Here is a 24,881-nt window from a genome sequence, read left to right on the forward strand (position 1 = left end):
TATTCTATTGACTTTCTGGTAAAGAAGAAGTATTCTGTATGTAGAAAAACGATTCACCGCCACTGCGGTTCTTTTTTAATCTATTTGGTGAAACGATTCTCCTAATGATAATTTTCGGGAGGTGGCGCTGTGCGCACACAAGAGAGCGGCTTTGACATGAGGGAGAGCTACGTGATCGGGATCGACATCGGCGGCACCAATTTTCGGATCGGCGCTGTAGATGACGGAGGTAAGCTCCTACATCACCATACCGACCGGAGCTTTAAAATTTCCCATCGGGAAAATTCGGTTGATTTGCTCGTGCAATACATCTCGGACTACCTGATACAGGAGCATTTCCAGTTTCCGCGCGCGGTTTCGATCGGGTTTCCTTCCGCGATCAGCCGGGACAGGCAGACCCTTTATTCGACGCCGAATCTGGAAGGCTTCGATGGGCTACCGATCGTTTCTATCCTACGGAAAAGGCTGGGAGTCCCGGTGTTCATTGATAAGGATGTCAATCACCTGCTGCTTTACGAAATTGTAGCGCGGGGGATCGGGAGAGAAAAGTCCGTGGTCGGAATTTTTGTCGGCAGCGGGATAGGGAATTCTATCCGCTTGGGGGGCTCGTTTTGGAGAGGGAAGCACGGGGCGGCCGGAGAGCTTGGACACTTCCAGCTTCCCGGAAGGAAGGCACTGTGCAACTGTGGAAATGTCGGATGTGTGGAGCGGTATGCGGCGGGGCGCAGGCTGGAGGAGATCGCAAGGGTAAACTTTCCTCAAACCGAGATCGACGAGCTGTTCCTCCGTTACGGTGAACAGCCGATACTGGAAGAATTCGTACGGGACCTGTCTATCCCGGTGGTGGCGGAGATCAACATTTTCGATCCCGATTATGTGATTTTGGGCGGGGGAGTGCTGAGCATGAAGGGATTTCCTCTGGAGCAATTTCTTGAGGATATCCGGTCCCATACCCGTAAGCCCTATCCCGGGGAGGACGTGGAAATTCTGCTTTCGGACGCCGACCCACGGAACGGGATTTTGGGGGCCGCCTATTCAGCGCTCGAAGGGCTCAAAACCGGTGTATGCATTAAGGAGGAAAGGAGGATGAGCATATGATTGTACTGGGAAGCGACCACGTCGGTTATCCACTCAAAGAGCAGATGAAGCAGCATCTTCAGGATAAGGGGATACCCTATGTGGACCTTGGCTGCGATACGACCGATCGAGTGGATTATCCCGTTTACGCGGCCCGGGTGGCCCGTGCGGTCAGCCAGGGAGAATATGCGCGAGGTATGCTTTTCTGCGGAACCGGGATCGGAGTTTCGATCTGCGCGAACCGCTTTCAGGGCATACGCTGCGTGGTCTGTTCGGAGCCTTATTCGGCCAAGCTTTCCCGCTGCCACAACGACAGTAACATTCTGGCATTGGGCGCACGGGTGGTGGGGAGCGAGTTGGCGTTTATGATCGCAGATGTTTGGCTGAGTACTCCCTTCGAGGGAGGGCGGCATGCGGCAAGACTTGAGATGATGGATCTCTTGGAAAGGGGGAAGCGTGATGAGCCGAACCAAAGATAGGAAAAGCAAGCTCCTGTTTTTGTTGCCGGGGCTTGGATATCTGGTGCTGCTGAGCATCTTTCCGCTCTTTTTTTCCCTCTACTTGGTGTTTTGCCGCTGGCAGGCGGGCTCGGGAGGAATCCAGTGGGTCGGGCTGCAAAACCTGATCCAGCTCGTCAAAGACGAGCGGTTCCACCACGCACTGCTCATGACCCTGTGCTACATTCTGCTCTCGGTCTTTTTTCAGATGGTTTTGGGCACCATACTCGCGCTACTGCTGCACAGTTTGCGGGGGCGGTTCTCGATGGTCAGTCGGGTGCTGGTGAGCATTCCCATCTTGCTCACCCCAATTGGGATGGCCCACATCTGGCGTATTATGCTCGATTTCAACAGCGGTCCAGTCAATTATTTTCTCGAGGCGCTCGGTCTGCCCAGGGTAATGTGGCTGGGCGGTCCCCTGACGGCGGTCTTCTCCATCGTCATGGTGGATGTCTGGCAGTGGATGCCCTTTGTGGCGCTTTATCTTTACACTGCCCTGGAGTCGCAGGAAATGAGCGTCCGAGAGGCGGCGCGTGTAGACGGTGCAGGCGGATGGCAAATGCTGCATTACATCGTTCTGCCGCTATTGAGCCCTTATCTGTCCTCCATCCTCCTGCTGCGGCTGATCGATGCGATCAAAATCTTTGACACCATCTATATCCTCACCAGTGGCGGGCCCGGCAGTGCAACAGAAAACATCACGATTTACGCCTATAACGCCCATTTCAGGACCTTCAACATCGGCTATATGACAGCGATGGGCTGGGTGCTCGTGTTGCTGACCAACATGGTTTTTATGCTCGTGATGAGGCTCATGCGCCGCAAGGGGCAGTCGGGAAAGGGGGAGTGAACGGTATGAAAAGACGGCTGAAAAATCTTCTGCTGATGGGACTGATCCTTATCTTCGTGGTGGTCGCCATCTTTCCAGTGTACTACATGATCGTGACCTCCTTCAAGACCCAGTCCGAGGTCTATTCCATCCGGCCAAGTCTGATTCCGTTTGTCGATTATCAGCCGACGCTGGAGGCCTGGCGAATGGCCTTCGGGTTTAACAAACAGGCATCGGGCGTCTCCGGCCAGATTTTTTCCGCGACCAGGAACAGCCTGACCGATGCCTTGTTTGGTGCTCTGCTCTCGGTACTGATGGGGAGCGCCGTGGCCTATGGGCTCACCCGCTTTTCCTATGGACGGATCAAAAACGAGAACATCAGCTTTTTTATCCTGGCCCAGCGGATGTTCCCGCCGGTGGCCCTGGCCATGCCCTATTATGTTCTCTTTTTGCGGGCCGGGATGACGGATAAGAACTTGACGATGGTCCTGGTGTACGCCGCTATGAACATCCCGTTGGTCACCTGGATGCTGAGCGACTTCTTTAAGGATGTTCCGGTGGAGATTGAAGAGGCGGCCATGGTGGATGGGATGACCCGGGTCGGGATTTTCTTTCAAATCGTGGTGCCGATGGTGGTACCGGGAATCTTTGTGGCGTTTCTTTTCAGCTTTGCCTTTTCTTGGAACGAGTTTCTCTACGCCCTGACGCTCACCTTCAATAAGGCCAAGACTCTTCCGTTTCAGATTGCGGGGATGGTATCCCACTCGGGGCCGCGGTATGCGGAAATTGCGGCGCAGGCGACTTATGTGATGATTCCCATGCTGGTCATTGAAATTGCAGCCAACAAATACATCGTACGCGGGCTCTCTGCAGGGGCGCTTAAAAGCTGAGAGGCCGTCAAACTAAAAGAGGAGGATTTTTATGAAGACAATCAAAACATGCTTACCAGCGCTGCTGCTTTCCCTCTCCCTGCTCGCAGGGTGCGCGGGCTCTTCGTCGAAATCGCAGACGGAAGGCTCCCAATCTCAGGAGATTCCCACCTCTGGCGTTCAAAGTACGCAGGAAGAAAAGGGCGGGGTCGAACTCAACATCATGACTACCGTTGGTCCCTCGGTGGTGGCGGCCATCGCCAAGAACGCCCAGCTTTACGAGGAACAGACGGGAAATCGGGTAACCATTTCGGAGATTCCACAGGAGGACATGTTTTCCAAACTCGCACAGGCGGCTGCGACCAAAAGCACCGATTTTGACATGTTCTTGGCGCCGAGTTCCTGGAAGGCGAGTTTGAGCGAACTGGGCTATGTGCAGGTACTGGACGACTATATCGAGCGAGACAAGGACGATCCGGACTTTGACTGGAACGATGTTCCGCACGGTATGAAGATCCGCAACATGTGGAACGGAGAAAATTACTGTATCACAGTGGACGGCGACGTGCTGATCATGATCTACCGCCGGGACGTGTTTGAGGACGAGCAGTGGAAACAGGCTTTCCGGCAGGAGACTGATAAGGAGCTGCGCGTTCCACAGACGATGGACGAGCTTATCGAGGTCTGTCAATTTTTTAAGGGCAAGGACTGGGCCGGGGACGGCAAGCCCGAGGAGCACTTCCCGTTTCTGACGGCGGTGACCAAGGGGGGGCACAGCAACTACTACGCCAATGCCTTCTTCGCAGACTATGCGGTCTGCCCAACCGATGCAGACCACCCTCAGGGCGCGATGTATTTTGACACTGATATGAATGTCATCATTAACAATCCCGGTTATGTCAAAGGGCTGGAGACGATGAAGTACATGGTCGACAATTTTATGAAGCCGGGACTGGATACCGCACGCGGGGACGTTATCAGCCAGATCGTCAACGGCACCTCGCTGATTTCTTTCGACTGGGATGACACCGCGACCTCCGCTTATGAGGAAGGATCGGTGGTCGAGGGCAAGCTCGGCTATGCGCTGGTTCCGGGCGTACAGGAATGGTACGACTGGAAGAGCGGGGAGTGGAAAAAGAGCGACGAGATCAAATTCACCCCCTATCAGGCCTATGGAGGCTGGGCGCTCTACATCACCACCACCTCCGAGCACAAAGACGAGGCCTGGGGATTCATCAAGCTGATTGCAGGAAAAAAGGAGAGCAGCCTGGACATCTACAATCCATTGAGCTACTTCACCCCTTGGCGCAACTCACATGCAGAGGATATTTCACGCTGTTCCGAGTTCGGCTGGGACCCGGACGACGCCCAGCGTCGGGTAGACGTGAATATTCAGGCACAAAACCATCCGAATGCTGTGCCAGAACTCAGCCTCCCGGGAGTAGAGCGGATCCAGGAGATCGTGGATCTGCGGGCATCCGAGGCCCTGTCCGGACAGTCCACAGTTCAGCAGGCGCTTGATCTTGCGGCGCAGGATATCCAAAGTGTTGTGGATGAGTATGGAAGGGACAACATGATGGCTTCTTATAAGGCGTTCCTGGGAATTTCCTGAGCGATGAAGGAAAGAGAGGAAAAGACTATGAAACCAAGAAAAATTATAATCGACTGTGACCCTGGAATCGGAATCGCGGGGGTGGATGCGGACGATCCGTTGGCGCTCTGTCTGGCAATTGCGAGCGAGGAGGTGGATCTTATTGGAGTCACCACTGTTTTTGGAAATGTCTCGGCAAAGATCGCGACACAAGGGGCGCTTAAGGTTCTGATGGAGGCCTCGCGTACTAATATTCCGGTCGCGATGGGAATGGAGCTTCCCCTCGGTGGAAAACATGCGCCCGAAGTGGCGAGAGCCTATCAAAATGGGCGGGGCCGGCCGGGAAAGATCGAACTCCCCGGAGTGGAAGGAAAAATTTCGCCGTTGCATGCCGCTGATTTTATCATCGAACAGGTGCATCGATATCCGAAGGAAGTGGATATTCTCCTCATCGGGCCACAGACCAACCTGGCGCTGGCTTTGCTCAAGGACCCCACCATTGCGGAAGAGATTGGGGAGATCGTCTTCATGGGCGGTGCAATGGGCCGAGAACCGATTTATGGGAGGGGAAATGTGACATCGGTGGCCGAACTCAATATCTGGCATGATCCGCTCGCTGCACAGATCGTTTTCGAGAGCGGAATTCCCATTACCATGGTGGGACTGGATATCACCAATCCGAACAAGGGAACGGTGATGTATGAGGACGTCATCGAGCAGATGAAACGCAGCTCCACCAGGACCGGAAAGTTTCTATACGAAGTCTGCAGCGTCTATCTTGAGGCACCGATGTTCCACGGTACCGGCCGCCGGAAAGGGTGCATCCTCTATGATCCGATGGCGGTTGCCGCCTACATCGACCGCTCGCTGGTTACCACCGAGCGCATGAGGATAGCGGTGGAACATAACGGTCTCTACACCGCTGGGCAGACCCTGGAACTCTTTGCCGCAGACGAGGAGAAGCAGATGGAGGTCTGTGTGGAGGTAGACGGCCGACGAGCGACAGATTTTATATGTGAAAGGCTTCTTTCCTTATGTTAGAGAAGGAGAGAGGAAACCTACTCTGTCCCTCAATGATGTGTGCGCCCTGCGACTCCTTGGCTCGGGAGGTACGCGCCCTTGATGAGGCGGGAGCAGATGTCTTTCACTGTGATGTCATGGACGGGCGGTTCGTTCCAAATTTTGCGCTGGGGATGGGAGATATCCGCTGTATTAGAGAAAACACTCAAAAGCTGGTGGATGTCCATCTGATGGTGGAAGACCCGGGAAGATATGTCGGGCTTTTCTCAGAACTAGGCGTGGATATTCTGTATGTCCATCCCGAGGCGGACCGGGAGGTGGTACGCACCCTGATGAAAATCCGATTATCGGGGAGTAGGGCGGGGATTGCGCTGAACCCCGGCACTTCGCTGGATACGGTGAAGGAGCTCTTGAGTCTTGTGGATTATCTAATGATAATGACGGTGATGCCCGGATTTTCCGGGCAGAAGTACCTGCCGTTTGTCGATGAGAAGCTCCTTGAGGCGGCGAGATATAAGTCTCGTTACCCCTTTCGTCTGATGGTGGATGGGGCGATCTCTCCAGAGACCGTCCAGCGGCTTTCCGGAATGGGAGTAGATGGCTTTGTATTGGGCACTTCGGCGCTTTTTGGAAAGCAGGAGGGGTATGCAACCCTGATTGAGAAACTGAGAAATGGATAGGAAAGGGCCATGTGTAGAGTATGACTTTGCACATGGCCCTTTTCCTTAGTGTGAAAGAGCAATTTTGCTTTTATCAGCTGTTCAAAAGGCAGTATTCGGTGACGATGCAAAAAAGCGAAGCGGGCAGCCTTTATCATTCGATGTTATCCCAGTTGGATCAACCTTCGCGGGCGGTCTTAAGAGCCTATTATCGGGCGAGTTTGGCTTATTCGTTAGTTTATTTTCGCTGGGCGCTTTATTGCGGCTATAAGGATTGTAGTGCTCTGATCTCTGTAGTGGATTCTAACCTAGCCGACAATGACCGCTTACAAAGGATAAAATACATCTTATTTGAAGAACCAATTCCATATTTCAAACATCTTTTTAATGATATTCAAAATGAACTGCACTAGACGGAACGAAGTTCCCTTTTATGCTAACGGGGCAAAATGTGTCCCATAGTGGGACACATTTTGCCCCGGTCTCTTTCACCATACCAAAGGAGGACCATCCTATGAAAACACAAGGAAATTCTCGCCCGGTCGATAAGCTCGGTCGTGTGTGTCTGCCGAAAGATATTCGGGAGAAATATAACATCAGCGAAAAAGATGAACTGGACATTCAAGCAAAAATCGATGATAACGGGGACGAGATTTTAATTTTGAAGAAATGCGCCCCGACCTGTGTGTTTTGTCACAGCTCAAAGGAGCTGCAAATAGTGGGCGGGAAACCGGTCTGCCAAAGATGTTCCGGTAAGCTGCGCAAGGAGCTGTCATTAGTCTGAACCAATATAGATATGCAGGTAAGTGCGATGGCAAGCAATGCAAGCGTGTACACACTTGCCATTTTTGCCCCGGCCCTCCTGCGGGGCCGGGGTAAAAATTTACTTGTTGGGGAGTTCCCCAATCCCCCGCACATGCAAATGTGTCCCACTGTGGGACACATTTTTTTGAATTCGGAATTTCTGAATTCAAGGGAAAGAAAAAAGATTCCCAATTATTTGACAATATAGGCTAAACTGTTATATTATGGAAATGGAAATGGAAATGGAAATAAATTACAGTACGATTTACTTTCCGTGTAGCCCAATTGGGCATGGCTTTTAAGCCTTTAACAAAAGTACTGAAAAAAGTAAAAGGAGGAACGGAGATGATAAGATCAAGTAATAATCGAAAGGATGTTCCCATAGTCAGACGAGAATAAAGAGGGGGATTTTTATTAACGAAGCAACTGAAGCGATGACACTCCATGCCGAGCATATTGAGACGATCACAATAGAAGGGATGGAAGTGACCCTGCATTTCCCGGCAAAGGGCAAAGAGCCGGTTTTGTCCTCTATAGAAGACATCCTAATGAACGCCGATGTCGGACTATAGGGGAATAGATGGAAAACAAAAAGAAAAGGGTTTACTGCCTGTACCGGGTTTCTACGAAGGGACAGGTAGAAAAGAACGATATTCCCATGCAGAAGGAGTGCTGCCGGGCATTTGCCCAGCAAAACGACTGGGAGATCGTGCGCGAGTTTTCTGAAAAGGGTGTCTCGGGGTTTAAGGTGTCCGCCAAAAACCGGGACGCGATCATAGAGATACAACAGGACGCAATCAAGAAAAAGTTTGATATACTGCTGGTCTTTATGTTCGACCGACTAGGAAGGAAGGACGACGAGACGCCCTTTGTCGTCGAATGGTTTGACCATAACGGAATTGAGGTGTGGAGCACACAGGAGGGCCGGCAAAGGTTCGACAATCATGTGGACAAGCTCATTAACTACATACGATTCTGGCAAGCTTCCGGGGAGAGTATCAAAACGGGGATTCGGACCAAAACCCGATTGGACCAGATTGTCAAGGAGGGCAGATGGAGGGGCGGCACGCCGCCCTATGGATACAAGCTGGTGAAGAAAGGAAAGTACAACAAAAAAGGGCATGAGGTCTACGATATTGCCATAGAACCCGGCGAGGCTAAAGTGATCAAGCTGATCTTTGAGAAATACGTCAACGAAGGGTACGGCGCACAGCGGTTGGAAAAGTTTCTGCTCCAACAGAGAATCTTTAACCGAAAGGGGGAGAATTTCACGAACACGACCCTAATCAAGATGATCCAGAATCCAGCCTATACCGGAATCTTGAGGAATGGCGAATCAAAGAGTGAAATCTTCCCTGATCTACAGATCATTCGTCCCGAACTGTTTCGGCAGGCACAGGCGATCAGAAAGGACCGTGCCATGAAACACAGCGACATACCGTTTAATTCAAAAGGAAAGTCTCTCCTTCCGGGTAAGGTATACTGCGGGCATTGCGGTTCCAAGCTGGTGCTGACCACCAGCGGAGGACGAGCAGTACAGGAAGGAGAAAGACCAGAGCCAAGACTTCGTTATCAGTGCCACTACAAGGTTCGTCATCCACAGTCCTGCGACGGACAATCCGGCTATGAGGCCAAAAAGCTGGATTCCATGGTGGACGAAACGGTAAGGCTCCTTTTTGCGAGAATCAAGGCAGTCCCGGCAAAAAGCTTTATCTCGCGGCAGTTAGAGAAACAATTGGGCCAAAATGAAGAGCGGCTCAAACGGGTGCGAAAAGAAAATACAAAAGCCTCCGTAGAGCTTGAATCCTACAAATCCGAGGTTTTGAAGGTTATTCGGGGAACAAGCTCCTTTAGCCGGGAGCTGTTGAGAGAACTGATCGAGAAGTCTGAAAAGCAAGTTCAAGAAACAAGGACGAAGATCGAAGAGATTGAAAAGACGGCGGCTGATCTTGCTGGTGCCATAGCCCGAGCGAACGAGCAGTATCATCAAGTGCTTGACTGGTCGGAGCTCTACGACAAGAGCACGACAGAAGCTAAGAAGATGATCCTTGCCCAACTGATCGACCGGGTGACGATCAAGAAGGGGTATCAGCTGGATATCGCGTTCAGCGTGAGCTATGAGCAATTTATGGAGGTGTGTAAAACAAGGGAGAAAAAGGCGCAAATAGAGCAGGAGCAGCCCACTCCCAAAAAGAAAAAGAATCTTGAAATGGTTCGGTAAAAGGAACCCCCGAGGAAGTATCTGCTTCCTCGGGGGTTCTCCTCCATAGTGAAAATGTGTCCCATTGTGGGACACATTTTGGAGTGGTACACAGTGTTGGCATAGGAGTTCTCAATTTAGGGGTTCAGACCCCAAAAACAAGGATGGAAAAGCCTTCAAGGTATCCTGATACCTTGAAGGCGGCTCAGAGGTCCAAATTTGGGGTCTAGACCCCATTTGCGGGAGCGCAAAATGCGTTTTTTGATCCCAGCTTAGGGTAAAGGAAAACACCTGCGAAACCATTAAGATTTCACAGGTGCTTGGTGGAGACGAAGAGGATCGAACTCTCGACCTTACGGATGCGAACCGTACGCTCTCCCAGCTGAGCTACGCCCCCAGATTTGATGTGATTCGGTTTTTGTGGGGCGTGGCATAGAACTGCCGCCTTCGCTCTCCCAGCTGAGCTACGCCCCCAGATTTGATGTGATTCGGTTTTTGCAGGGCGTGGCATAGAACTGCCGCCTTCGCTCTCCCAGCTGAGCTACGCCCCCAGATTTGATGTGATTCGGTTTTTGCGGGGCGTGGCATAGAACTGCCGCCTTCGCTCTCCCAGCTGAGCTACGCCCCCACAGCAAAAATTATTATATCATAATGAGTCGGAGTATGCAAGAGGTTCAAAGGAAAAAATATTTAAAATTCTTTCTATATCGTTAAAAGAGCAATCCGGTACGATACATATTGTTTTTGCGTCGAATCATGCTTGACAACCCTTCGGGATTAGACTAAAATTTTAAATGGTTCAGTCCGGATATGGATTGGGGGAAGACGGGTGAAATTCCCGCGCAGGTCCGCTGCTGTGATTGCCCAGCCTCGTTCCAAAATGCCACTGGGATTTCCCGGGAAGGCGGGAGGAGGCGCGAAAGGCTAAGCCAGAATATCCCGCCCATATTTTATGCATACCTCTCTGCGGGAATCCGGAGTGTGTGGCGAAAGGCTGGTTAAGGCCTTTTTTTGGTGTTTCGCCGTCCGATTGCCCAAGGTATTTGGGCCGGGCGGCTTTATTATTTGTCGGAAGGGGTAGCTTATGCCCGTCAAGGAGTTGCGCCATGGATACACCACCGGCACCTGTGCGGCCGCAGCGGCAAAGGCGGCGGCCCTTCTTCTGCTTACGGGGGAGGCGTCCGCCGAAATTTGTCTGCCGCTCCCGGGCGGCGGACAGGTCATCCTTCCGGTCTGCAGTGCCGTGTTGGAGGACCAATCGGCCGGTTGTGCGGTGCGCAAGGACAGCGGCGACGACCCCGATGTGACCGACGGCGTCCTGGTTTTCGCGGAGGTTTCGAGGATCCCCACCGGCTTTACAGTCGACGGGGGAGAAGGAATCGGACGGGTAACGAAAGCCGGGCTGTCCTGCCCGGTCGGCAGTGCGGCGATCAACCCGGTGCCCCGCCAAATGATCACGCGCTCCCTCGAGGAAGCCGCTGGGAAGGCCGACTACAGAGGCGGTCTTGCGGCAATCATTTCAATCCCGGGCGGGGAGGCGCTCGCGCACAGGACCTATAACCCCCGCCTCGGGATCGAGGGCGGCCTCTCAATACTGGGCACGAGCGGGATCGTGGAGCCAATGAGCGAACGCGCCCTGATCGACACCATCCATGTGGAGATGGACGTGCTGCGCGCGGCGGGCGTGAGGACCCTGATCCTTACACCGGGAAATTATGGGGAAACCTTCCTGCGTGAGAAGCTGGGATTTGATCTTGGCCGGGCGGTCAAGTGCTCAAACTTTGTCGGTGAGGCGCTGGATTATGCTGTCCAGCTCGGCTTTGCCGGAATTCTGCTCGTCGGGCATATGGGGAAGCTGTGCAAGCTCGCGGGCGGGATCATGAACACCCATTCCCACGTCGCGGACGCCCGCATGGAGCTGATTGGAGTCCATGCCGCCCTCTGCGGTGCCGGGCGGGAAGTAGTCGAGAAGATCATGGACAGCCTCACTACCGACGAGGCGGTGCGGATTCTGGATGAAGCGGAGATAAAAGACGAGGCGCTGCGCTCGCTGACCGGCCGGGTCGAATACCATTTGAAAGCAAGGGTGGGGGAAGACATTCCCACAGGGGCGATCCTCTTTTCCAACCGGTACGGCGTCCTCGGCCGGACGGCGCTGGCGGACGCCCTTTGCAGGCAGATCAGACGGGAGGAGAGAGCATGATGAAGGGAACGGGAACACTCTATGGCGTGGGGGTCGGCCCGGGAGATCCGCGGCTGCTCACCTTCCGCGCGGCGGAGATCATTTGCGGCAGCCCCGTGTTGGCGGTGCCCGGCTCGGGCTCGGATTCCAGGGCCGCCTATGAGATCGCGAAGGCCGCCCTGCCGCAGGTCGGGAGGAAAGAGCTGTTGATCCTCTCCATGCCGATGGTTAAGGATGCGGACGAATTGGAACGCAGCCACAACCGCGCGGCCCTACAGCTTGCAGAGCGCCTGCAAGCCGGACAGGATGTCGCCTTCCTAACCCTGGGGGACCCGAGCATCTATTCCACCTACGCCTACCTGCACCGGCGGGTGCAAAAGATGGGCTTTGCGGTAGAGATGATCCCCGGGGTGTCCTCGTTTTGTGCGGCGGCGGCGAAGCTGGGGGAGGCGCTGGTTTCGGGCGGGGAGGCGCTGCACCTGCTCCCCGCCTCCTACGGCGTCAAAGAGGGCCTTTGCCTCGGCGGCACCCGCGTGCTGATGAAGGCAGGGCGCGAGCTGCCCGAGGTGCTGCATCTGCTGCACGAGCGGGGAGAGAGGGCCATGCTGGTACAAAATTGCGGGATGGAAAACGAGCGGGTTTGCCGCCGGTTGGAGGGAAAGGTCCCGCCAGACTACTTCACCATCCTGATCGTGAAGGAGGAAGGGGAATGATCCATTTTGTCGGCGCCGGGCCCGGCGCGCCGGACCTGATCACGGTGCGCGGGCAGAGGCTGGTGCGGCAGGCGGATGTGATCGTCTATGCGGGTTCGCTGGTCAACGAGGAAATCCTCAAAGAGGCGAAGGCGGGGTGCGCAATCTACAACAGCGCCTCGATGACCCTCGAGGAGGTGCTCGAGGTGCTGCTAAAGGCTGAGCGCACCGGGCGAAGCGCCGTGCGCCTGCACACCGGCGACCCCTGCCTTTATGGGGCCATCCGCGAGCAGATGGACGCCCTCGAAAGAGAGGGAATCGAATATGACTATACGCCGGGGGTCAGTTCGTTCTGCGCCGCGGCCGCGGCGCTGGAGGCGGAATATACCCTGCCTGGGGTCTCCCAGACGGTGATCATCACCCGCCTGGCGGGGCGCACCCCGGTGCCGCAGGCGGAGAATCTGGAGAGCCTTGCTTCGCATCGGGCGAGCATGGTGGTCTTTCTCAGTGTCAAGGAGACGGGGGAGGTCTGCCGCCAGCTGATCGAGGGCGGATATCCGCCCGACACCCCGGCGGCGATCGTCTATAAGGCGAGCTGGCCGCAGGAGAAGACGGTGCGCGGGACCCTCGATACCCTGCCCGCGCTCGCTGCACAGGAGGGGATCGAAAAGACCGCGCTGATCACGGTGGGCGGTTTTTTAGGGGGAGAATACGAGCGCTCGAAGCTCTACGACCCCTCCTTTTCACATGGCTGCCGGCAGGCGCAAAAAGATTGATCGCGGGGGAGGGAGAGCGGATGAAGCTGCGCATGCTCGCCTTTACCGGCCGGGGGGCGCGGCTTTGCCGCGCCCTCGCTACAGCGCTGGCCGGGACCGGATATGACTGCGAAGCCTTTGCGGGCGGCCGCGCCGCCCGCGAGGCGGGGATGCCGCCGCTGCCCGGAAGCCTGCAGGACTTCGCGGGACAAGCCTTCCGGGAGTGCGGGGGACTGATCTTCGTCGGCGCGTGCGGGATCGCGGTGCGCGCCATCGCACCCCATCTGCGGGATAAGTTTACCGACCCGGCGGTGCTGGTAATAGATGACAGGGGACGGTATGTCATCCCTCTCCTCAGCGGACACGTTGGGGGAGCCAACGAGTTGGCGAAGACCGTGGCCGGAGCGCTCGGCGCCACCCCGGTGATCACCACCGCCACCGACGTGAACGATCTCTTTTCGGTGGATGCTTGGGCGAAGCGCGAGGATCTCCATCTTGCCGGGCGGCAGGCCGCAAAGGAAGTGTCCGCGCGGCTTTTAGACTGCAAAGAGGTTTTCCTTTACAGCGATTTTGCAATCGATGGCCCGCTTCCCGGCGGTGTCGTTCTCTCGGATAAGGGGGAGTGCGGGATCTGCCTCTCCCTGGATGAAAATAAAAATCCCTTTTCCTGTACGCTGAACCTGGTCCCCCGCCTGGTCACGGCCGGGATCGGCTGCCGCAAGGGGACTTCGGGCCGGCAGATCGAGGAGCAGGTATGCGCGGCGTTGGCGCAGTCGGGGATTTCTCCCCACGCGCTTTGCGCCGCCGCCTCGATCGACTGCAAACGGGAGGAGCCGGGGCTGCTGGATTTTTGCGAAAGGTACCGACTGCCGCTGCGCACCTTCACGGCGGCGCAGCTGCAAAAGGCGCCGGGAGAATATACCCCCTCGCGCTTTGTGGAGGAGACGGTCGGGGTGGACAACGTCTGCGAGCGGGCCGCCGTGCTTGCCGGCGGGCGGCTGATCGTGCGAAAGCGCGCGCGTGACGGCGTGACGGTGGCGCTGGCTGTGCGGGAATGGAGGGCGTGTTTTGAGTGAGGATAAGCGTTTGATGGGAAAGGTTTTTGTGGTGGGGCTTGGGCCGGGTGGGCCGGGGGAAATTACCCCCCGCGCGCGGCAGGCGCTGACGGAGTGCGACCTGCTCGCCGGGTACACCACCTATATTCAGTTGGTTGAGGGGCTGTTCCCGGATAAGGAGCAGCTCGCCACCGGGATGTTCGGCGAAGCCGAGCGCTGCGCCAAAGCGGTGCAGGCGGCGCTGTCTGGGCGCAGGGTGGCGATGGTCTGCAGCGGGGACGCCGGGATTTACGGCATGGCGGGGCTGATTTTCGAGACGGCCGAACGGCAGGCGGCGCTTGGGAAGATCGAAATCGAGGTAATCCCCGGCATCACCGCCGCCTGCAGCGGGGCGGCGCTGCTCGGTGCGCCGCTGACCGACGACTTTGCGGTGATCAGCCTGAGCGACCTGCTGACCGGGTGGCCGCAAATCGAGCGGCGGCTCGCCGCCGCGGCACAGGCGGACTTTGCCATCTGTCTGTATAACCCTTCGAGCAGAAAAAGAAAGGATCATCTGTGGCGCGCCTGCGAAATCCTGCTGCAATATAAGGATGAAAACACCGTGGCCGGGCTCGCCCAAAATGTCGGGCGGCCGGGGGAGAGCATGCGGCTGCTGACGCTTCGCGAGCTGAAAGAATGTGAAACGGATATGTTCACCATCGTCTTTGTCGGCAGCAGCAAGACCAGGGTGATCGGCGGGAGGATGGTCACCCCGCGGGGATATCGGGATGTGTGAGTTTTTGGTCTTTGCCGGGACGAGCGAGGGGCGCGCGCTCTGCGAGGCGCTGCTGGGCTACCGGGTGCGGCTCACGGCCTGCGCCGCAACCGAATACGGCGGCAGCCTGCTGCCAAACGATGAGCGGCTGACCGTCCTGTCCGGGAAACTGGAGCAGGCGGGGATGCGCGCGCTGATGAAGGAGGGGCGTTTTGCCTGCGTGTGTGACGCGACCCACCCCTTCGCACGGCAGGCGAGCGAGAATATCAAGGCGGCCTGCGGGGAGAGCGGCACGCCCTACCTTCGCATCCTGCGCCCACGCTCGGAGGAGCGGGACGGGATATGGGTGCAGAGCCACCGTGAGGTGGCGGATTGCCTTGCCGCGCGGGAGGGGAACATCCTGCTGACCACCGGGAGCCGCAATTTGAGGGACTATACCGCCATTCCCGGCTGGGAGCGGCGGCTCTATATCCGGATATTGCCGGCGCCCGAGCCGATAAGGCAGGCGCTGGAGCTCGGCTTTTCGCCGGGGAAAATCATCGCCATGCAGGGCCCGTTTTCGCAGGAGCTCAATCTGGCGCTGCTGCGGCAGACCGGGGCGCGTTTTTTGGTGACCAAGGACTCGGGCGAGGCGGGAGGCCTGCCGCAAAAGCTCGCGGCGGTGCGGGAGGCGGGCGCGCAGGCGATTGTCGTCGGCCGGCCGCCGCAGGAGCCGGGTAAAACGCTGGAACAGGCGATATGCTATCTCGTCGAAAACTGGTCCTTAAAAGAGGAGAAACTATGATTGATCTCATTGGAATCGGGATGGGCAGCCGGGAGTGCCTGACGCTCGAGGCGCTGCACGCGATCGCACGCGCCGACTGCCTGATCGGGGCCGGGCGGCTGGTGGACTGCTTTTCGGACCTTCCCGCGCAGAAGGAGCGCTGCCTGCCTTCGCAAATCGTACCCTTTATTAAAGAGCACCCCGAATTTGAGAATGTCGCGGTGCTCCTGTCCGGGGACGCAGGCTTTTACAGCGCGGCCACCAAGCTGCGCGGGGAGCTTTTGGATCGGGAGAGCCGGACCATCTGCGGGATCAGCTCGCTGCAATATTTCTGCGCCCGGTTGGGGATCCCCTGGCAGGATGTGGCGGTGCTCAGCCTACATGGGCGGGAGGGCCACCTGCTCGGGACGGTGGCCAAAAACCGGCGCACCTTCCTGCTCGCCGGGGGAGAGCTTACGGCGGAAAAAATTTGCCGCACCCTGGTTTGCCAGGGTGTGGGGGAGCTGCGCGTCCATATCGGAGAGCGGCTCTCCTATCCCGACGAGCGGATCAGCTCGGGGAGCGCGCGGGAGCTGGCGGCGGGGGAGTACGCCCCGCTTAGCGTGCTGCTGGTGGAGAACGGGAATCCGGCGCGAAGCCGCCTGCCGGGCATCCCGGACGGGGAGTTCCTGCGCGGCCCGGTCCCGATGACCAAGAGCGAGGTGCGCGCGGTGATCCTCTCGAAGCTCGCCCCCGGTGCGGAGGAAACCGTCTACGACGTGGGGAGCGGGACCGGCTCGGTCGCTATCGAGCTGGCACTATCCACCACCGGTTGCGTCTACGCCATTGAACGGGAGCCCGACGCGCTCGGGCTGATGGAACAGAACCGCCGCCGCTTCGGGGTCTATCATATGCAGTGCGTCCCCGGTACGGCGCCCGCCGCCTTCGCGGGGCTCCCCGCGCCGGACTGCGCCTTTGTCGGCGGCTCGGGCGGGAACCTGCGGGAGATCATCCTGGCGCTGTATGAAAAGAATCCGGCGGCGCGCCTGGTGATCAGTGCCGTGACACTCGAGACACTGGGCGAAGCAACTCGGGTTTTGGCGGACCTTCGGCGGAAGGCCGAGGTCGTCGAGCTTTCGGTGACCCGCACCCGGCGCGTGGGAGGCTATCATCTCCTGGACGCGCAAAATCCCGTCTTTTTGATCCGCGCGGGAGGGGTACAAAATGAAAGTTAACCGCCCCCGCCTCATGCTGGCGGCCCCGCGCAGCGGCAGCGGCAAGACCACAATCACCTGCGCGCTGCTCGGCGCGCTGCGCATGCGGGGCGGGCGTGTCGCTTCCTTCAAATGCGGGCCGGACTATATCGACCCGATGTTCCACCGCTCAGCGCTGGGGGTCCCCTCCTTCAACCTCGACCCCTTCCTTCTGGAGCCTCCCGAGCTGCGGCGCACCCTCGCCTCCCACGGCGAAGAGGACGGCGTCTCTGTACTGGAAGGGGCGATGGGCTACTACGACGGGATCGCCATGACCACCGAGGCCAGCGGCTACGAGCTGGCGGGCAGTCTTGGCGTGCCGGTGGTGCTGGTGATCGACTGCAAGGGGGCGGCGGCTTCCGTCCCGGCGCAGATCCGGGGGTTTCTTTGCCACCGGGCGGACAGCAACATCCGGGGCGTGCTCCTCAATCGCCTGCCCGGGCGGCTCTATCCGGGGATGAAGGCGCTCATCGAGCGCGAGCTGCCGCTGCGTGTCTGCGGCTATCTGCCCGAGCTGCCCGAATGCTCCTTCGAGAGCCGGCATCTGGGGCTGATCCCCGCGCAGGAGCTGCATGATCTTGGCGCGCGGCTGGAGCGGCTCGCACAGCAGGCGGCGCGTTCCTTCGAGCTGGAAGCGCTGCTCGCGCTCGCCAAAGGCGCCCCCGCACTGGAGGCGCCCGCTTTGGCGGCCGCGCCTTCGGGCGGCGTCCCGGTGCAAATCGCGCTGGCGAGGGACGAGGCTTTCTGTTTTTATTATGAAGAGGCCCTGCAGCGGCTGCAGGGGCTGGGGGCGCGGCTCGTCCCCTTCAGCCCCCTGCACGATGAGCGGCTTCCGGATCATATTGACGGGCTGCTCCTCGGCGGAGGGTACCCCGAGCTGTACGCGCATGAGCTCAGCGAAAACCGGCCGCTGCTGGGCCAGCTGCGCGCCCTTGTGCGCGGCGGGCTGCCCACCATCGCCGAGTGCGGCGGCTTCATGCTGCTGCAGGAGAGCCTGGAGGGGACGGACGGGAACCGCTATCCGATGGCGGGCGCTCTGCCCGGGGAGTGCAGGCGGCAGCAGCGGCTCTGCCGCTTCGGCTACGCCCGGTATACCGCCCTTTCGGACGGGCTGCTCTGTGGGAGGGGGGAGAGCCTGCCCATCCATTCCTTTCACTATTGGGACAGCACCGCGCCGGGGGACGGCTTCTTGGCGCAGAAGCCGGGGCGGGACGGCTCCTGGCGCGAGGGCGTGATGACCGGAAGCCTCTACGCGGGGTTCGGACATCTGCACCTTTGTCATGGCGAGCTGGCAAAGCGGTTTGTCGCGCGCTGCCGTGGCGCGCAGAAGGAGAGAAGATAATGAAGCTGCAACAAGCGATTGAAAGTATCCATCCGTTGCATGACAGGGCCATGGCCGCGGCGCGCGCGCGCTGGGACAGCGTGGCAAAGCCCCTGCACAGTCTGGGGCTGCTGGAGGACGCGATTGTAAAAATCGCCGGGATAACCGGCAGCGAGGCGGTGGATTTACATAAGCGGGGCGTGGTTGTGATGTGCGCGGACAACGGCGTCGTCGAGGAAGGGGTGACCCAGACCGGCAGCGAGGTCACGGCCATCGTGACCGAGAACTTCACCCGCGGGATGGCCAGTGTCAACAAGATGGCAAAGGTCGCCGGGGCAGATGTGATCCCGGTGGACATCGGGGTCGCGTGCCCGGTGGCGGGCGAGGGGCTTTTGATCCATAAGGTCGCGCCCGGCACGGCGAACATGACCAAGGGCCCCGCCATGACCCGCGCGCAGGCGCTCGATGCGCTCGAATACGGGATCGGCCTCGTCTTTTCGCTCAGAGAGAGCGGCTACCGGATTCTCGCCACCGGCGAGATGGGGATTGGGAACACCACCACCAGCAGCGCGCTGGCCGCGGTCTTTTTGGGAGCGGAGCCCGCCGCGGTCACCGGGCGGGGAGCCGGCCTTTCGAGCGAGGGAATGCGGCGCAAGGTTTCGGCCATCGAACGGGCGATCGAGAAAAACCGGCCCGATCCGGCCGACCCGATCGGGGTGCTGCAAAAGGTCGGTGGGCTCGACCTCGCGGGCCTTTGCGGCGTGTTCATTGGCGGCGCGGCGGCGGGGGTGCCGGTGCTGATCGACGGGTTCATCTCGGCGGTGGCGGCCCTGACGGCGGCAAGGATTGCCCCGGCGGTGGGGGATTACCTGCTGGCCTCGCACGCCTCGAACGAACCGGGCGGGCGGATGGTTTTGGAAGCGCTCGGGCTCGAGCCCTTCCTTACCTGCAGGATGTGCCTGGGCGAGGGGACCGGCGCGGTGGCGGCGCTGCCGCTGCTGGACATGGCGCTGGCAGTCTACCGCGAGATGGGCACCTTCGGGGACATCCAGGTGGAGGAATATAAGCCGCTTGACTGAGGAGGGGACGGGATGACGGCACTGATCACCGGGGGCGCTGCCAGCGGCAAGTCGGAGTATGCCGAGGGGCTGCTCTGCTCGCTTTGTGAAGGGGAAAAGCTGTATCTGGCGACCATGCTCGCCCAGGACGGCGAGTGCCGCGCGCGGGTGTTGCGCCACCGCCGCCAGCGCGCGGGGAAGGGTTTTTCCACCCTCGAGTGCCCGGTGGGGCTGCAGAGCCTTATAATCCCCGCCGGAAGCAGCGTGCTGCTCGAGTGCCTGGGAAACCTGGCCGCCAACGAGCTCTACGCCCCCGGGGGCTCCGGGGATGGGGTCCTGGAGGCGGTCTGCACGGGGCTGCGAAGGCTCTCGGGGACGGCGAACAATCTCGTCATCGTCTCGAACGAGGTGTTCGGCGCCGGCGAGCGTGACCCTGAGACAAGGCGCTACCAGCACCTTCTGGGAGAAATCAACCGCTATGCGGCTTCACTCTGCGATTTTGTGGCCGAGGTCGTCTGCGGGATTGTGCTGATCCACAAGGGGGCGGGAATTTGAAGGCATTTTTTGAGACCATTGCGGTGGCCTTTTCGATGTACAGCGCCCTGCCCATGCCGCATGTGGAGTGGAAGGAACGCAACCTGCGCTATGTGATGTGCGCCTTCCCGCTGGTCGGCGCGCTGCTCGGCGGGCTGGAATACGGCTGGTTCCTGCTCGCCCGATCCATCGATGCGGGAGTTCTGCTCTACGCCGCCGTCGCCGCCGCGCTGCCGGTGCTGGTAACGGGAGGAATCCATCTCGACGGTTTTTGCGACACGGTGGACGCGCTCTCCTCCCATGGGGAGCGGGAGAAAAAGCTCTCGATCCTCAAGGACCCGCACATCGGCGCCTTCGGGGTGATGGGGTGCGCGCTCTGGCTGCTCGTCTGTTTCGGCCTGTATGGCGAATTGTACCGCCATACGGCGGGCCTGGTGGAGCTATGCTTTCTCTTTTTGCTTTCGCGAATTTTGAGCGGGCTGTCGGTGGTCGCCTTTCGCTGCGCCAAGGACAGCGGGCTGGTGCACGCCTTTCAAAGCGGCGCCGCGCGGCGAAACGCGGGGGCCATCCTCTCGGCGCTGCTCATTCTGACCGCGGCGGGAATGCTTTGGTGCAGCCCCCTTTACGGCGCCATCTGCCTGCTGGCGGCGCTGGCCATCTTTCTTTGCTACCGCCGCATGTCCTACCGCCAATTCGGCGGGATCACCGGGGACCTGGCGGGCTGGTTTTTGCAGATGTGCGAGCTGATGGAGCTCGCGGCTTTGGTATTACTAAATCTAATCGTTTAAAAGGAGAGCCTATGAAGCTGATCATCGGCGGCGCGGCACAGGGGAAACGCGCCTATGTCAAGACCGCCTACCGGATCGCCGGGAGCGAGCTGCTCGACGGGGAGCGCTGCCCGCTGCTCCCTTCCCGGGCGGCGGCGCTGGACCGGCTGCACCTGCTGGTGCGCCGGGCGCTGCTGGCGGGGCTGGACCCCGCCGTGCTGATCCTTCGCCTGGTTGAGGGAAACCCGGATATTGTCTTAATCTGTGACGAGATCGGCTGCGGGATTGTGCCTATAGACCCCTTCGAGCGGCGCTGGCGGGAGGAGACCGGGCGGCTCTGCCGCACGCTGGCCGCGCGCGCCGGGCGGGTGGAACGGGTCTTCTGCGGGATCGCGCAAACCATCAAGGGGGAGGCGTGATGGGCGGCCTTGCCCTGATCCGGCATGGCCGCACGGCGGGGAACCTGCGCGGCGCCTACGTCGGGCGCAGCGACGAGCCGCTCTGCGCGCAGGGCCGCCAGGAGATTCTCTCCCGCTGCCGGGAAGGGTGTTATCCGCCCGCCGCCAGGGTCTACTGCACCCCGCTGCGGCGCACCGCCGAGACGGCGGGGCTGATCTATCCGGGGCTTCGGCCGCTCGTGGTGGACGGGCTGCGCGAATGCGACTTCGGGGAGTACGAAGGGAAGACCTATGAGGAGCTAAAGGACCGGCCAGGCTACCGGCAGTGGCTGGAGAGCGGCGGGCACGCCGCCTTTCCCGGCGGCGAGGGGCGCGCGGCGTTTTGTAAGCGTTGCCGGGAGGCCTTTGTCCGCCTGGTGGAGCGCGAACCGCCGCAAGAGGATGTGGCACTGGTGCTGCACGGCGGGGTCATCATGGCGCTGATGGAAGCCTTCGCGCTGCCGCAAAAGGACTTCTATGATTGGCAGCTCCGAAACGGGGAGGGATACCTTTTGCGCTTTGAGCCGCGGCTCTGGCGGGAAGCGCGCAAGCTGGAGCTGATCGGGAAACTACAGGGGAGGGACGCGGTTTGAATATCCTGCTGCCGGTGCTCATCGGCTTTCTGCTCGACCTCTTGCTGGGCGACCCGCGCGGGATGCCCCATGTGGTGCGCGGGCTGGGGAGGATGATCGCATGGGGCGAGGGCGCGCTGCGCCGCCTCTTTCCGAAGACCCCGCGCGGGGAATACGGCGCGGGGCTCGTGCTGACGCTCTGCGTGACGCTGCTGCCCTCCATCTGTGCCGGCGGGGCGCTCTGGTTCTGCCTTTGGATCAATCGGTACCTTTACCTGGTCGTGGCGGGTGTACTTTGCTTCCAGCTGCTCGCGGCGCGTTCGCTCTGTGAGGAGAGCATGTGCGTCTGCCGGCGGCTGCGGGAGGGCGACCTGCCGGGCGCGCGCGCGGCGGTTTCGATGATCGTCGGGCGGGAGACCGAAACCCTCGATGAGGCGGGGGTGGCCCGCGCGGCGGTCGAAACGGTGGCGGAAAACGCGTCGGACGGCGTCGTCGCGCCGCTCTTCTTTTTGTTGCTGGGCGGCGCGCCGCTCGGCCTTTTCTACAAGGCGGTCAACACCCTGGACTCGATGATCGGCTACAAAAATGAGCGTTACCTCTATTTCGGGCGCTTCGCGGCGCATTTCGACGACCTGTGCAATTTCATTCCGTCGCGGCTTTGCGCGCTGCTGATGGTCGCGGCGGCCTTTTTACTGGGGCTCGACGGACGCGGTGCTTATCGTATCTGGCGGCGGGACCGCCGAAAGCACCCCAGCCCCAACAGCGCCCAGACCGAGGCCGCCTGTGCCGGGGCGCTGGGGGTGTGCCTGGGCGGGGATGCCACCTACTTCGGAGTGGTGCACCACAAGTCCTCTCTGGGGGACGATACCCGCCCCATCGACCCTCAAGACATCGCGGCGGCCAACCGGCTGATGTGGGTGGCTTCGGCCCTCGCGCTAATTCTGCTGGGCCTTTGGCGGCTGGCATTATAAAAGGAGGCGGCGATCCCAATGGAGCTGATACACGGAGGGGATATTTACTCGGCGCGCGCGCGCATGCAAGGGGAAATCCTCGATTTTTCCGCCAACCTCAATCCCCTGGGGCTGCCCGAAGGGGTCAGGCGGGTGCTGGCCGAATCGGCGGACGCATGCGCGTGCTACCCCGACCCGCTCTGCCGGGAGCTTTGCGCCGCCATCGCGGCGCACGAGGGCGTGCCGAAAGAAATGGTGCTCTGCGGCAACGGGGCGGCGGACCTTATTTTCCGCCTCTGCCAGGCGCTGCGTCCCCATCGGGCGCTGATCCTGGCGCCCACCTTCGCCGAGTATGAGCAAGCCCTGCGCGCCGTTGGCTGCGAGGTGGAGCGCCACTACCTCAAAGAGGCGGACGAGTTTTGCCTGACCGAAACGATTTTGGAGCGGCTGACGCCGGGGCTTGACCTCGTATTCCTCTGCAACCCCAACAACCCCACCGGGCAGGTGGCGGACCCCGGGCTGATGGAGGAAATCCTTCTGCGCTGCGGGCAAAACGGGATTCTGCTCGTGGCCGACGAATGCTTCGTTGATTTCCTCGACGAGCCCGGACGGCACACTCTGCGCGCGCAGCTCGGGGAAAGCCGGCATCTGTTGATCCTGCGCGCCTTCACCAAAATCTATGCCATGGCCGGGCTGCGGCTGGGCTACTGCCTGTGCTCCGACGGCGCGCTGCTGGAGCGCATGGCCGAATGCGGCCAGCCCTGGAGCGTTTCGGTACCCGCCCAGCTGGCAGGGGTCCAGGCGCTGCGGGAACACGAATATTTAAAGGAGAGCGCCGCGTTGATCCGGAGCGAGCGGGAATATTTGTGCCGGGGGCTCCTTGCGTTGGGGTTCGGGGTGATGGGCTCGCGGGCAAACTATATCTTCTTTCGCTCGCCGGTTGCCGGCCTGCGCGGGAAGTTGGAGCGGGAAAACATCCTGATCCGCAGCTGCAAAAACTATCCCGGGCTGGATGGGCGCTACTACCGGGTCGCGGTGCGCACGAGAAGGGAAAACAGCTTGCTGCTGGCAGCGCTGCGGGACTGCGTGCGATGAAAGTTTTACTGATCCTCGACGGGCTCTGCGACGTGCCGGCCCCGCAGCTCGGCTATAAAACGCCGCTGCAGGTGGCCGGGAGCGCAACCCTTCGCGACATGCGAGCCCACGGAGCCCACGGCTTCTTTGACACCTGTCCTCCGGGGCGGGAACCGGACAGCATGGGGTGCATCCTTACGTTGTTGGGCGTGGAAGCGCAGCGGATTCCCGATGGGCGCGCCTGCCTTGAAGCGATGGCGCTCGGGTTGCCGGTGCGGGAGGGGGACCTCTGGCTGCGCGTGAGCCTCGCGGCCGTGTCAGCGAGCGGCGAGCTTCTTTCCGCGGTGGGCGCGGGCCTGGATTCCGACGGGCTTAGCGAGGCCGCGCGGCTGCTGCGCGCGCTCGAAGCAGGCGGCTGCTCCTACTTCCCCGCCGGGGACTACCGGGGGCTGGTCTGCCTGCCGGGGCGCGCCGGATGGATGGGGCGGCTGAGCCTTCCGCCGCCGCATCAGAATCTCGGGAAGCCGCTGGCGGCGCTGCTGCCAAGGGGAGGGGAAGAGGCGGCGCTCCTGCGCGGCCTGATCCGAAAAAGCGGCGAGCTCCTCGCACCTCTCGCGCGGGAGGACAGGCGTTACCTCCTGCTGCCCTGGGGCGGGGCTATGAAGGGGCGGCTGCCGGCGTTTATGGAACTGCACGGGCTGCGGGCGGGCGGCGTCTGCGCGGCGGGGATTGTGCGGGGAATTTGTGCGGCGATGGAGATCGATTGCCCCTCCCTCCCCGGCGCCACGGCCGACTGGGACACCGACCTTGCGGGAAAGCTGCGCGCCGCGCGAAATATGTGGGATCATGACTTCCTGCTGCTCCATCTCAACGGTGCCGACGAGTGCGCGCACCGCCGCGACCCGGTGGGAAAGGCGCGGTTTCTGTCCCGGGTTGAGCGGGAGCTCCTCGCCCCGCTGTACGCCGCGTTGGGAGCGGAGGACAGCCTGCTGGTCTGTGGGGATCACGGAACCAATTCCCAGACCGGCCGCCATGAGCGGGGGGCGCAGCCCTTCTGGCTTCGCTCGCCCCACCGCCGCGGGGATCTCGGCACTCTGCCGGGGACGGCGGCGGTCGGCCTGCTGAGAGGAGAAACTTTGCCGCCGGCGTCAATCGCGCACGACGAAACGTCCAGAGAGGAATGATGATC

At 60.1% G+C, this 24,881-nt stretch carries 26 protein-coding genes, 1 tRNA gene and 1 riboswitch; of the genes, 26 read left to right on the forward strand and 1 reads right to left on the reverse strand.

The window, feature by feature from the left end; all coding sequences use genetic code 11:
- Positions 1 to 129 precede the first annotated feature (129 nt).
- The 10 genes from alsK to B5477_RS07365 all read left to right on the forward strand — a co-directional run bounded on the left by alsK (position 130) and on the right by B5477_RS07365 (position 9,567).
- On the forward strand, positions 130 to 1,098 hold the full coding sequence (gene alsK / locus B5477_RS07320) for an allose kinase (protein WP_079699064.1): 969 nt from the start codon (positions 130 to 132) through the stop codon (positions 1,096 to 1,098).
- Positions 1,095 to 1,556, forward strand: coding sequence for a ribose 5-phosphate isomerase B (rpiB, locus tag B5477_RS07325; protein WP_079699065.1), 462 nt, complete (start codon positions 1,095 to 1,097; stop codon positions 1,554 to 1,556). Before alsK ends, rpiB begins: the two co-directional genes overlap by 4 nt.
- A complete protein-coding gene (locus tag B5477_RS07330) occupies positions 1,537 to 2,424 on the forward strand; it encodes a carbohydrate ABC transporter permease (RefSeq protein ID WP_079699066.1) in 888 nt (295 codons plus the stop codon). Before rpiB ends, B5477_RS07330 begins: the two co-directional genes overlap by 20 nt.
- Before the next feature lie 5 nt (positions 2,425 to 2,429).
- The gene (locus B5477_RS07335; protein WP_079699067.1) at positions 2,430 to 3,293 is read left to right on the forward strand and encodes a carbohydrate ABC transporter permease; all 864 of its coding nucleotides are present in this window, start codon (positions 2,430 to 2,432) and stop codon (positions 3,291 to 3,293) included.
- Between the two features lie 31 nt (positions 3,294 to 3,324).
- Positions 3,325 to 4,884, forward strand: a complete 1,560-nt coding sequence (locus B5477_RS07340) for an ABC transporter substrate-binding protein (RefSeq protein ID WP_079699068.1) — start codon at positions 3,325 to 3,327, stop codon at positions 4,882 to 4,884.
- A 3-nt stretch (positions 4,885 to 4,887) separates the two neighbouring features.
- Positions 4,888 to 5,904 (forward strand): nucleoside hydrolase, encoded by a 1,017-nt coding sequence (locus tag B5477_RS07345; RefSeq protein WP_079699069.1) that lies wholly within the window; start codon positions 4,888 to 4,890, stop codon positions 5,902 to 5,904.
- Positions 5,898 to 6,563, forward strand: a complete 666-nt coding sequence (locus B5477_RS07350) for a ribulose-phosphate 3-epimerase (RefSeq protein ID WP_079699070.1) — start codon at positions 5,898 to 5,900, stop codon at positions 6,561 to 6,563. The genes B5477_RS07345 and B5477_RS07350 overlap by 7 nt, the downstream gene beginning before the upstream one ends.
- Positions 6,564 to 6,661: 98 nt before the next feature.
- Positions 6,662 to 6,955 carry a hypothetical protein gene (locus B5477_RS07355; RefSeq protein WP_143533562.1) on the forward strand — a complete coding sequence of 98 codons (294 nt, stop codon included), beginning with the start codon at positions 6,662 to 6,664 and terminating at the stop codon, positions 6,953 to 6,955.
- 101 nt (positions 6,956 to 7,056) lie between these two features.
- A complete protein-coding gene (locus B5477_RS07360) occupies positions 7,057 to 7,326 on the forward strand; it encodes an AbrB/MazE/SpoVT family DNA-binding domain-containing protein (protein WP_079699072.1) in 270 nt (89 codons plus the stop codon).
- 600 nt (positions 7,327 to 7,926) lie between these two features.
- On the forward strand, positions 7,927 to 9,567 hold the full coding sequence (locus B5477_RS07365) for a recombinase family protein (protein WP_079699073.1): 1,641 nt from the start codon (positions 7,927 to 7,929) through the stop codon (positions 9,565 to 9,567).
- Between the two features lie 300 nt (positions 9,568 to 9,867).
- Here B5477_RS07365 and B5477_RS07370 read toward each other — a convergent pair.
- Positions 9,868 to 9,943: transfer RNA gene (locus tag B5477_RS07370), tRNA-Ala, on the reverse strand.
- 382 nt (positions 9,944 to 10,325) lie between these two features.
- Positions 10,326 to 10,507, forward strand: a riboswitch (cobalamin riboswitch).
- A 123-nt stretch (positions 10,508 to 10,630) separates the two neighbouring features.
- Between B5477_RS07370 and cbiD the strand changes: the two genes are divergently transcribed.
- From cbiD to B5477_RS07450, 16 genes are read left to right on the forward strand one after another with little or no spacing between them, the layout of a single operon-like run.
- Entirely contained in the window at positions 10,631 to 11,749 is a 1,119-nt protein-coding gene (gene cbiD / locus B5477_RS07375; protein WP_079699074.1) for a cobalt-precorrin-5B (C(1))-methyltransferase CbiD, read from the forward strand.
- Positions 11,746 to 12,441: a precorrin-2 C(20)-methyltransferase gene (gene cobI / locus B5477_RS07380; protein WP_242942146.1), complete on the forward strand. Its 696-nt coding sequence runs from the start codon at positions 11,746 to 11,748 to the stop codon at positions 12,439 to 12,441. The genes cbiD and cobI overlap by 4 nt, the downstream gene beginning before the upstream one ends.
- On the forward strand, positions 12,438 to 13,196 hold the full coding sequence (cobM, locus tag B5477_RS07385) for a precorrin-4 C(11)-methyltransferase (RefSeq protein WP_079699076.1): 759 nt from the start codon (positions 12,438 to 12,440) through the stop codon (positions 13,194 to 13,196). The genes cobI and cobM overlap by 4 nt, the downstream gene beginning before the upstream one ends.
- A gap of 20 nt (positions 13,197 to 13,216) precedes the next feature.
- Entirely contained in the window at positions 13,217 to 14,251 is a 1,035-nt protein-coding gene (locus B5477_RS07390) for a cobalt-precorrin 5A hydrolase (protein ID WP_079699077.1), read from the forward strand.
- A 13-nt stretch (positions 14,252 to 14,264) separates the two neighbouring features.
- Complete coding sequence (cobJ, locus tag B5477_RS07395) at positions 14,265 to 15,005, forward strand: precorrin-3B C(17)-methyltransferase (protein ID WP_079699078.1); 741 nt, start codon at positions 14,265 to 14,267, stop codon at positions 15,003 to 15,005.
- Positions 14,998 to 15,768, forward strand: coding sequence for a precorrin-6A reductase (cobK, locus tag B5477_RS07400; protein WP_079699079.1), 771 nt, complete (start codon positions 14,998 to 15,000; stop codon positions 15,766 to 15,768). Before cobJ ends, cobK begins: the two co-directional genes overlap by 8 nt.
- Positions 15,765 to 16,961: a precorrin-6y C5,15-methyltransferase (decarboxylating) subunit CbiE gene (gene cbiE, locus B5477_RS07405; RefSeq protein WP_079699080.1), complete on the forward strand. Its 1,197-nt coding sequence runs from the start codon at positions 15,765 to 15,767 to the stop codon at positions 16,959 to 16,961. Before cobK ends, cbiE begins: the two co-directional genes overlap by 4 nt.
- Positions 16,951 to 18,321 (forward strand): cobyrinic acid a,c-diamide synthase CobB, encoded by a 1,371-nt coding sequence (locus B5477_RS07410; protein ID WP_242942147.1) that lies wholly within the window; start codon positions 16,951 to 16,953, stop codon positions 18,319 to 18,321. The genes cbiE and B5477_RS07410 overlap by 11 nt, the downstream gene beginning before the upstream one ends.
- Positions 18,321 to 19,379, forward strand: a complete 1,059-nt coding sequence (cobT, locus tag B5477_RS07415; protein WP_079699081.1) for a nicotinate-nucleotide--dimethylbenzimidazole phosphoribosyltransferase — start codon at positions 18,321 to 18,323, stop codon at positions 19,377 to 19,379. The genes B5477_RS07410 and cobT overlap by 1 nt, the downstream gene beginning before the upstream one ends.
- Positions 19,380 to 19,391: 12 nt before the next feature.
- Positions 19,392 to 19,913, forward strand: coding sequence for a bifunctional adenosylcobinamide kinase/adenosylcobinamide-phosphate guanylyltransferase (locus tag B5477_RS07420; RefSeq protein ID WP_079699082.1), 522 nt, complete (start codon positions 19,392 to 19,394; stop codon positions 19,911 to 19,913).
- Positions 19,910 to 20,680, forward strand: a complete 771-nt coding sequence (locus tag B5477_RS07425) for an adenosylcobinamide-GDP ribazoletransferase (protein WP_242942148.1) — start codon at positions 19,910 to 19,912, stop codon at positions 20,678 to 20,680. The genes B5477_RS07420 and B5477_RS07425 overlap by 4 nt, the downstream gene beginning before the upstream one ends.
- An 11-nt stretch (positions 20,681 to 20,691) precedes the next feature.
- Positions 20,692 to 21,078, forward strand: coding sequence for a bifunctional adenosylcobinamide kinase/adenosylcobinamide-phosphate guanylyltransferase (locus tag B5477_RS07430; protein WP_079699083.1), 387 nt, complete (start codon positions 20,692 to 20,694; stop codon positions 21,076 to 21,078).
- Entirely contained in the window at positions 21,078 to 21,689 is a 612-nt protein-coding gene (locus B5477_RS07435; RefSeq protein WP_079699084.1) for a histidine phosphatase family protein, read from the forward strand. Before B5477_RS07430 ends, B5477_RS07435 begins: the two co-directional genes overlap by 1 nt.
- Entirely contained in the window at positions 21,686 to 22,639 is a 954-nt protein-coding gene (gene cbiB, locus B5477_RS07440; protein ID WP_181966663.1) for an adenosylcobinamide-phosphate synthase CbiB, read from the forward strand. Before B5477_RS07435 ends, cbiB begins: the two co-directional genes overlap by 4 nt.
- Positions 22,640 to 22,657: 18 nt before the next feature.
- The gene (gene cobD / locus B5477_RS07445; protein WP_079699085.1) at positions 22,658 to 23,713 is read left to right on the forward strand and encodes a threonine-phosphate decarboxylase CobD; all 1,056 of its coding nucleotides are present in this window, start codon (positions 22,658 to 22,660) and stop codon (positions 23,711 to 23,713) included.
- Positions 23,710 to 24,876, forward strand: coding sequence for an alkaline phosphatase family protein (locus tag B5477_RS07450; RefSeq protein WP_079699086.1), 1,167 nt, complete (start codon positions 23,710 to 23,712; stop codon positions 24,874 to 24,876). Before cobD ends, B5477_RS07450 begins: the two co-directional genes overlap by 4 nt.
- Positions 24,877 to 24,881 lie beyond the last annotated feature (5 nt).

Origin of the sequence: Provencibacterium massiliense (assembly GCF_900169495.1) — a bacterium.
Classification (GTDB): domain Bacteria; phylum Bacillota; class Clostridia; order Oscillospirales; family Ruminococcaceae; genus Harryflintia; species Harryflintia acetispora.